Below are 8,731 nucleotides of genomic sequence, written 5' to 3'. Positions count from 1 at the left end.
GTGACGTTCATGACGACGGCGGTGACGCCGGTCGCCGGGACGCCCTTGACGCCGGCCACCTGGAGGCCGACCACGCCGCCCGCGCCGACCCGCTGGGCGGGGGCGCCGGTGCCGTCCCGGGTGTCCAGGAAGCGGGCCGGGGTGATCGGGGAGAAGGCCGATCCGGTGGCCCCGTCGGTGTAGTAGCCGGTGACGTCGGCGATCAGGTCGACGTCGCCCGCGCTGTTGCGCAGGTCGACCTTGCCGTTGACGACCGGGACCGTCACCAGGTTCGGGACGATCTTTCCGGCTTCGTAGTTGAGGTTGGAGACGTTCGGCAGCGGCTGGCCGTCGGGGTAGACGATGATGTGGCCGGAGCCGGTCGGGTTGACGGCGGTGACGTTCATGACGACGGCGGTGACGCCGGTCGCCGGGACGCCCTTGACGCCGGCCACCTGGAGGCCGACCACGCCGCCCGCGCCGACCCGCTGCGCGGGGGCGCCGGTGCCGTCCCGGGTGTCCAGGAACCGGGCCGGGTCGATCGGGACGAACCGGCTCTTGGACGGGGCGGTGGCGGCGGTGACGGTGAAGGCGTCGGGGAGCGAGAGCCCGTAGACGCCGTCGAGTTCGATGCTGTACTTACCCGGCGTCAGCCTGCTGGTGTCGAGCAGTACGTCGAGCGCGGTGCCGTCGGCGTTCACCGAGACCGTCTCCAGGAACTGCGTGCCGGAGGCACCGCTGCCAACCAGCTTGGCCTTGCTGCCCAGGGTCAGTCCGGAGCCCCGGATGACGGCCTGGACCCTCGTCCCGGCGGCGCCGGTGGTCGGGCTGACGGAGGCCAGGACGGGCCGCGGCTGCGGTCGCGGGCAGGAGGAGTCGCAGGTGCCCTGCACGCTGTACTCGACCGGCAGGTCCGAGGTGCCGGGGGTGACGACCAGGACGGCCTGGCCGGCGTCGGCGGAGTTCGTCGTCTGGCACCGGGCGCTGAACCCACTGGAGTTGACGCACTGGTGGCCGTAGTAGTCACGGTTCCAGTGAGTGCCGCTCAGCAGGGTGACGGTGGGCTGCTGGCTGAAGGGGGTGCTGCTGGTGCCGGAGACGTTGAAGGACTGCGAGGGCTTCATGTCGACCACCGCGCAGTAGCCGGTCGAGTCCTCGGTGAACACCCCGCTGCGCTGCGGGAAGCCGTCGATCGAGACCGGGTGGGCGGTGCACTCCGGTGCCCAGCCGTCGGCGGTGCCGACCTTCCAGGTGTCCACGCTGGTGTGCAGGGGCTTGTCCTGGTACCCGGCCGCGAACAGGACCATGGTGTACGAGGTCGTGCCGGTGACCAGGCAGCTGGTGCCCCACTGGGTGCAGACGTTGTTCCCGCCGGCGTCGAGCACGGCGGCGATCACGCCCGGGCCGTACGCGTTCCTGCCCGGCCGCGAGCCGATCCAGAGCTTGTCCCCGGCCGCGGCGTCGACGCGGACGCACCGGGCGTCCAGGGCGGAGGTGAGGTCGAACCGGAGCGACGGGCCGCCGACCGCCGTCGAGGACGGGGTGAGGCACTGCGCGCTCGGGGAGGCGTCACGCCGGGTGAGCTTGTAGCTGTCGGCCTCCCAGGTCCGGATCGGGATCAGCAGCGCGGTGTACGGGACGCCGTAGGCCAGGGCGCAGGACTTGGCCGAGTTGCCGTAGGCGATGAACGAGCACGCCGGGCTGCCGGTGCCGTCCACGACCGTGATCTCGGCGTTCAGCTGGTTCTTGAGGTTGCCGTAGTCGATCACCTCGGCGGTGGAGTGCTGGTCGGCCGGGAGGCTCAGGCAGACGGCCTCCTGCGAGCCCTGGGGCATCGGGACCTCGACGCCCCAGCTGCCGTCGAACCCGGTCCGCGGCCAGGCGGTGCAGCCGGCGGTCTCCTCGGTCCGGTGGACCACCAGTGCGTAGGCCTTGGACGGGGTGCCGGTCAGCACCACGCGGAACGGGGCGGTGCCGGTCAGGCGGCAGATGCCGGTCGTGTCGCCGATGTCGCACTGCTTGGCACCCGAGGCGTCGACGACCCGCCCGCCGGCCGTGGTGCCGTCGGCGGGCGGCCGGTTGATCAGGTAGACGCCCTTGCCGGAGGCGGTCGGCAGGGTCAGGCAGAGCTGCTGGCCGGGTCCGCCGAAGGTACCGGTGGCGGGGCCGGCCGTCAGGCCCGTGTCGTTGGCCGCGACGCAGCCCCGGGTCTCCTTGGCGGAGTGGAAGGCCATGCCGAACGCGCCGACGGAGACCGCGTACGGGTCGACGGCCCAGGTGTAGTCACCCGGCGTCAGCTCGCAGGAGCCCTGGGGGCAGAGCCCGCCCTGCGGAGCCCCGCCGGTGGTGTACAGCCCGCCGGCGACGGAGCCTTCGGCCTGGAGGACCGTCCCGAACTCGTACTGTGCGGACTCCGGGACGCGCAGCGTGCGGCAGCGGGTGACCGGGGTCGGGTCCGGGGAGACGCCGAACGCCTGGGGCTCGACCAGCGTGCAGCCTTCCGGGCGGGAGAGCCGCGCCGCGAAGAAGTCGTACGCCAGGGCGGTGCTGTCGAAGCGCTGGGCGGTGATCCGGTACGGGGCGGTGCCGGTGAGGCGGCAGTCGGGGGAGGCCCACTTGTCGCAGACCGGGGTGCCCGTGGCGTCGTAGACGACGGTGGTGGCACCCCGGACGGTGGCTCCGGTGCGGAGCATGTCGCCGGCGGCGAGGCCGTTCACCTGGTAGCAGTCACCGGCCGAGCCGAGGGCCAGGGAGCCCTGGTACACGGTCGGGGCGCCGAGGGTGAGGTCGGCGGGGCCGATCGTGCGGCAGGCGGTGGTGGACCGCAGCGGCAGGTACGAGAGCGCGAGCGGGGTCGGCGCGCTGCTGACGGTGCCGACCTTCAGCGTGTACGTGCCGGCCCGGGTGGTGGCGCAGCGCAGGGACTGGCTGCTGCCCCAGCTCGGGCCGACCGGGTCGTCGCAGGTCACGGTGGTGCCGTCGGGGGCGACCACGGTCGGGATCAGGGATCCCTGGGCGGCGGCGATCTGCACGAGCAGCAGGTCCTGCTGCTGCGGCAGCTCGATGCCGAAGGTGACGGTCCCGCTCTGGTCGACGGTGCAGCTCGCGACGGTGTTGGGCTGCAGCGTCGTCGGGCACGGGCCGCTCGGGTCGGCCTGCCGCAGCTGCTGGGCGAGGGCCTCCTGGTCGGCCTTCCGGTCCGGCACGGGGGCCGTGGCGTCCGCGCCCGCAGCCGGGCCTCCGGTCGCGCCCCCGGTCGCGCTCGCGGCCGGGCTCGGCTCCGCCGGGGCGCCCGCCTGCGGCGAGGCGGCGGCCGGTGCCGGTGCCGCCGCCCGGGCCGGTGCGGCCTGGCCCATCAGCGAGGCCAGGACGGCCAGGAGCAGGGCCCCGGAGGCGGCTGCGCGACCGCCGCCACCTCGCTCCCGTCTTACTTGTCTGCCGATCGGCAGCACGTTCATCTGATTTCCCCACCTTGGACAGGTCGTGCGCACGGAAAGCGCACACGTGATCGAGCGGGCGGAGTCTAGCGGGGCGTACACGGCCGGTGCCACGGGATAGACAGCCCGGACCAGCCCGTTTCGTGCGACCTGCCGAAGCCGTTCCGGTTGCCCGTGGCCTGACGTACCGTCCGTCGGTATGGCCCTCGATCAGGCGCGCGTGAACCAGATCTTCCTCCCGGACACCTACGCCCACGGCGTTCCGTACGAACTCCTGCGGGAGCTCCGCGAGTTCGCCCCCGTCTGCTGGGTCGAGGAGCCCCCCGTCGGCGGGTGGCCGGGCGGGCCGGGGTACTGGGCGGTGCTGCGGCACGCGGATGTGAAGCACGTGCTGCGCAGCCCCGAGCTGTTCTCCTCGCACCTGGGGGCCACGCAGATCCGTGACCCCGACTCCCCGGCGGACCTGGCGTTCGCGCGGGCGATGATGCTCAACCAGGACCCGCCCGACCACTCCCGGCTGCGCCGGATCGTCGCCGGGGCGTTCACCCCGCGCGCCCTGGCGGAGCTGGCCGGGGCGGTGGACGGGCGGGTGCGGGAGCTGGTGGAGGAGGTGCGTCCGGCCGGTCGTGCGGACTTCGTGCGGCTCGCCGCCGACCTGCCGGTGTGGACGCTGGCCCGGGTGATGGGCGTGCCGGAGCAGGACCGGGGGTTGCTGCTGGACTGGGCGAACCGGGTGATCGGCTACCAGGACGCCGACTACGCCCACTCCGGCACCGCCGAGTCGGCGGCGCTCACCGAGCTCGGCCGTGCCGCGCTCGCCCGCCGTCCGACCACTCGGACCGGCCCGGACGGCCGCCCGGTCAACCCCCGCTCCCGCGCCGCCCTGGCGGACATGTTCGCCTACGCCCACGGCCTGGCCCGGCGGCCCGCGCCGGGCGGGCTGCTCTCCCGGACGCTCGAAGCGGGGCTGACGGTCGAGGAGTTCGAGACGATGTTCTTCCTCTTCGCCGTCGCCGGGAACGAGACCGTCCGCAACGGCCTGCCGGGTGGCCTGTACGCCCTGCTGAGCCATCCGGAGCAGTACGAACTACTGTGCGGGAGGCTGGAGTTGCTCCCCTCGGCCGTCGAGGAGATGCTGCGCTGGTGGCCGCCCGTCACGGACTTCCGCCGCACCGCGACGCGGGACGTGGAGCTGGGCGGCCGGGCGATCCGGCGGGGGGACAAGGTGGTGGTCTACCACGCCTCCGCGAACCGGGACGGGGCGGTGTTCCCCGACCCGGACCGCTTCGACGTCACCCGGAGCCCGAACGACCACGTGAGCTTCGGGTACGGCCCGCACTTCTGCCTCGGTGCCCAACTCGCCCGCCTGCAGCTGAGGTCGGCCCTGCGCTGCGTGATCGAGCGGCTGCCGGGGCTCCGGCTCGTGCCGGGCCGGCCGCCGCGGCGGCTGGTCTCCAACTTCCAGAACGGGCTCAAGTCGCTGTGGGTCCAGTGGGGTTGAGGCGGTCCTCCGGGTGTGCCCGGTGTGCCCGGTGCGCCCGGTGGGTCACTCGAAGCGCGCGGGGTCGCCGGCCCCGTGCCGGGTGATCTCCGCCTCGCCGCTGGAGAAGTCGACGACCGTCGTCGGCACCGTGCCGCAGTCGCCGGAGTCCAGCACGGCGTCCAGTTGGTGGTCGAGCCGCTCCTTGATCTCCCAGCCCTGCGTCATCGGCTCGTCCTCGCCGGGGAGGAGCAGGGTGCTGGAGACCAGGGGCTCGCCGAGCTCGGCGAGCAGGGCCCTGGTGACGACGTGGTCGGGGATCCTGACGCCGACCGTCTTCTTCTTCGGGTGCAGCAGGCGGCGCGGCACCTCCTTGGTGGCGGGGAGGATGAAGGTGTAGCTGCCCGGCGTCGCGGCCTTGATCGCGCGGAAGACGTTGTTGTCGATGTGGACGAACTGGCCCAGTTGGGCGAAGTCCATGCACATCAGGGTGAAGTGGTGGCGGTCGTCGAGGCGCCGGATCGACCGGATCCGTTCGAGGCCGTCGCGGTTGTCCAGCTGGCAGCCCAGGGCGAAACAGGAGTCGGTCGGGTACGCGATGAGGTCCCCGGAGCGGAGGCCGGCGGCCACGGAGCCGATGGTGCGGGGCTGGGGGGACTCTGGATGCACGTCGAAGTACTTCGCCATTGGTCGACCCTAAGCGATCCCGGCCCCCGATCGGTGCACGGCGGGCCAGCGGGTACGGGCCGAGGGTACGGGCAGCGGGTACGGGCCGAGGGTATGGGGCAGCGGGTAGGGCCGGCGGGTACGGCCGAGGGGACGGCGGGTCCGCCGGAGCGGTCAGCCCGCGCAGTCCGGGCACAGCCCCCGGTAGGTGACCTCCGCCTGCGCCACGACGAAGCCGAAGCGCTGCTCCGCCGGCAGGTCGGCCAGCGGATCGCCCTGCGGGTGGACGTCGCGGATGGCGCCGCAGCCGGTGCAGATCAGGTGCTGGTGCGGGTGGTGCGCGTTCGGGTCGTAGCGCTTGGCGCGCCCGTCGGTGGAGACCTCGACGATCTCACCCAGGGTGACCAGCTCGCCGAGCGTGTTGTAGACCGTCGCCCGGGAGATCTCCGGGAGGCGCTCCGCGGCCCGGGCGTGCACCTCGTCGGCGGTCAGGTGCACGTGCTCGCCGTCCAGGACCTCGGCCACGACACGCCGCTGGGAGGTGAGGCGCCAGCCGCGCCCGCGCAGCCGCTCCAGGAGGTCACTCATATCGGTTCACCTATTCAGGTAATGGGGAGGACCGGAGTTTACCAATGCACTTCCGGTGCCCTCCGGATCCCGATCGGATATGGGCTTGGTGTCTTTCTTGACTTGGATTCCGTCCACCGTAGGATCGGCTCCGGCGCTAGCCTGGACAGCAGCAGCACGTGACTCCCGTCGCCACTCCCGTCACCGCCGTGCGCGGTGCCGAGCGGGAACACCACGTGGCGCACCAGGCCAGACCGCAGCAGTAGGTGCCGTAGGTAGCAGATGAAGACACCGTGATCCGCCTTGTGAGGGAAGGATTCCCATGTCTGACAACCACGATGCAACCGGCGTAGAGGCGAACGCGGAGGGCTGCCCGGTGAACCACGGGCGCGCGCCGCACCCCACCCAGGGCGGCGGGAACCGCCAGTGGTGGCCGGAACGGCTCAATCTGAAGATCCTCGCGAAGAATCCCGCCGTGGCCAATCCGCTCGGCGCGGACTTCGACTACGCCGAGGCCTTCAAGACCCTCGACCTCCCGGCCGTCAAGCGGGACATCCAGGAGGCCCTCACCACGTCGCGGGACTGGTGGCCGGCCGACTTCGGCTACTACGGCCCCTTCATCATCCGGATGGCCTGGCACAGCGCCGGCACCTACCGGATCAGTGACGGCCGCGGCGGCGCCGGCGGCGGCCAGCAGCGCTTCGCCCCGCTGAACAGCTGGCCGGACAACGCCAGCCTGGACAAGGCCCGCCGCCTGCTGTGGCCGGTGAAGAAGAAGTACGGGCGCGCCCTGTCCTGGGCCGACCTGCTCATCCTGTCCGGCAACGTGGCCCTGGAGGGCATGGGCTTCCGGACCTTCGGCTTCGGCGGCGGCCGGGTCGACGAGTGGGAGCCGGACGAGGACGTCTACTGGGGCCCCGAGACCACCTGGCTCGGCGACGAGCGCTACACCGGCGACCGCCAGCTGGAGAACCCGCTGGCCGCCGTCCAGATGGGCCTGATCTACGTCAACCCCGAGGGCCCCAACGGCAACCCCGACCCGCTCGCCGCCGCCCGCGACATCCGCGAGACCTTCTACCGGATGGCGATGAACGACGAGGAGACCGTCGCGCTGATCGCCGGCGGCCACACCTTCGGCAAGACCCACGGCGCCGGCCCGGCCGACAACGTCGGCCCGGACCCCGAGGCCGCCCCCATGGAGCAGCAGGGCCTCGGCTGGAAGAGCAGCTTCCGCACCGGCGTGGGCGCCGACGCGATCACCAGCGGTCTGGAGGTCACCTGGACGGCCACCCCGATCACCTGGGACAACAGCTTCTTCGAGACGCTGTTCGGCTACGAGTGGGAGCTCACCAAGAGCCCGGCCGGCGCCTGGCAGTACAAGCCCAAGGACGGCGGCGGCGAGGGCACCGTGCCGGACGCGCACGACCCGGCCAAGCGGCACGCCCCGAACATGCTCACCACCGACCTCTCGCTGCGCTTCGACCCGGTCTACGAGCCGATCTCCCGGCGCTTCATGGAGAACCCGGAGGAGTTCGCCGACGCCTTCGCCCGCGCCTGGTTCAAGCTGACCCACCGCGACATGGGCCCGGTCGTCCGCTACCTCGGCCCGGAGGTCCCCGCCGAGCACCTGCTCTGGCAGGACCCGCTGCCGGAGGTCACGTACCAGCGGATCGGCGCGGCCGACGTCGCCGACCTCAAGCGGCGGATCACCGCCACCGGCCTGTCGGTGTCCGAGCTGGTCTCCACCGCCTGGGCGGCCGCCTCCTCGTTCCGCTCCAGCGACAAGCGCGGCGGCGCCAACGGCGGCCGCATCCGGCTCCAGCCGCAGATCGGCTGGGAGGTCAACGAGCCCGACAAGCTGGCCACGGTGCTGCGCGCCCTGGAGGGCGTGCAGCGGGAGTTCAACGCGCAGGCCGGCGAGAAGCAGGTCTCGCTCGCGGACCTGGTGGTGCTGGCCGGCGGCGTCGGCGTCGAGCAGGCCGCCAAGGCAGCCGGCCTGGCCGTCGAGGTGCCGTTCGCGCCCGGCCGGGTGGACGCGCCGCAGGAGCTGACCGACACGGAGTCCTTCGCCGCGCTGGAGCCCAAGGCGGACGGCTTCCGCAACTGGACCGGCAAGGGCAACCGGCTGCCGGCCGAGTACCTGCTGCTCGACAAGGCCAACCTGCTGGGCGTCAGCGCGCCCGAGCTGACCGTGCTGGTCGGCGGCCTGCGCGTGCTGGGCGCCAACCACGGCGGGTCCGCGCACGGGGTGCTCACCGCGACCCCCGGCGTGCTGACGAACGACTACTTCGTCAACCTGCTGGACCTGGGCACCAGTTGGAAGGCCACCTCGGAGGACGCGCACACCTTCGAGGGCCGGGACGAGTCGGGCCGGGTGAAGTGGACCGGCACCCGCGCCGACCTGGTCTTCGGCTCGAACGCCGAACTGCGGGCCGTCGCCGAGGTGTACGCGAGCGACGACGCCAAGGAGAAGTTCGTCGAGGACTTCGTCGCGGCCTGGGTCAAGGTCATGAACGCGGACCGCTTCGACCTGGCGTGATCCGCACCCGCGGCTGACGCGACTGACGCGGATGACGCGGCGGGAGCCCGGGGCATCGAGCCC

At 72.6% G+C, this 8,731-nt stretch carries 5 protein-coding genes; 2 read left to right on the top strand and 3 right to left on the bottom strand.

The genetic code is table 11. The features are described 5' to 3' along the window. A partial coding sequence (locus ACFU6K_RS21520; protein ID WP_380665329.1) for a hypothetical protein occupies positions 1 to 3,437 on the bottom strand: 3,437 nt, incomplete at its 3' end. 178 nt (positions 3,438 to 3,615) lie between these two features. Here ACFU6K_RS21520 and ACFU6K_RS21515 point away from each other — a divergent pair. Next, positions 3,616 to 4,917, top strand: coding sequence for a cytochrome P450 (locus tag ACFU6K_RS21515; RefSeq protein WP_380665327.1), 1,302 nt, complete (start codon positions 3,616 to 3,618; stop codon positions 4,915 to 4,917). Positions 4,918 to 4,962: 45 nt separating this feature from the next. Here ACFU6K_RS21515 and ACFU6K_RS21510 read toward each other — a convergent pair whose 3' ends face one another. Together ACFU6K_RS21510 and ACFU6K_RS21505 are read right to left on the bottom strand one after the other, a co-directional pair. Continuing rightward, on the bottom strand, positions 4,963 to 5,583 hold the full coding sequence (locus ACFU6K_RS21510) for an L-threonylcarbamoyladenylate synthase (RefSeq protein WP_380665325.1): 621 nt from the start codon (positions 5,581 to 5,583) through the stop codon (positions 4,963 to 4,965). Positions 5,584 to 5,736: 153 nt separating this feature from the next. Beyond that, positions 5,737 to 6,150, bottom strand: a complete 414-nt coding sequence (locus ACFU6K_RS21505; RefSeq protein WP_380665323.1) for a Fur family transcriptional regulator — start codon at positions 6,148 to 6,150, stop codon at positions 5,737 to 5,739. Between the two features lie 301 nt (positions 6,151 to 6,451). On the opposite strand from ACFU6K_RS21505, the gene katG reads away from it, so the two are divergent. Beyond that, positions 6,452 to 8,668 carry a catalase/peroxidase HPI gene (gene katG / locus ACFU6K_RS21500; RefSeq protein ID WP_380665321.1) on the top strand — a complete coding sequence of 739 codons (2,217 nt, stop codon included), beginning with the start codon at positions 6,452 to 6,454 and terminating at the stop codon, positions 8,666 to 8,668. The last annotated feature ends 63 nt before the right edge of the window (positions 8,669 to 8,731 follow it).

The organism is Kitasatospora sp. NPDC057512 (genome assembly GCF_042802135.1).
Taxonomy (GTDB): Bacteria; Actinomycetota; Actinomycetes; order Streptomycetales; family Streptomycetaceae; genus Kitasatospora.
The sequence above is the reverse complement of the archived record's forward strand: the minus strand, read 5'-3'. Positions and strand labels throughout refer to the sequence as shown.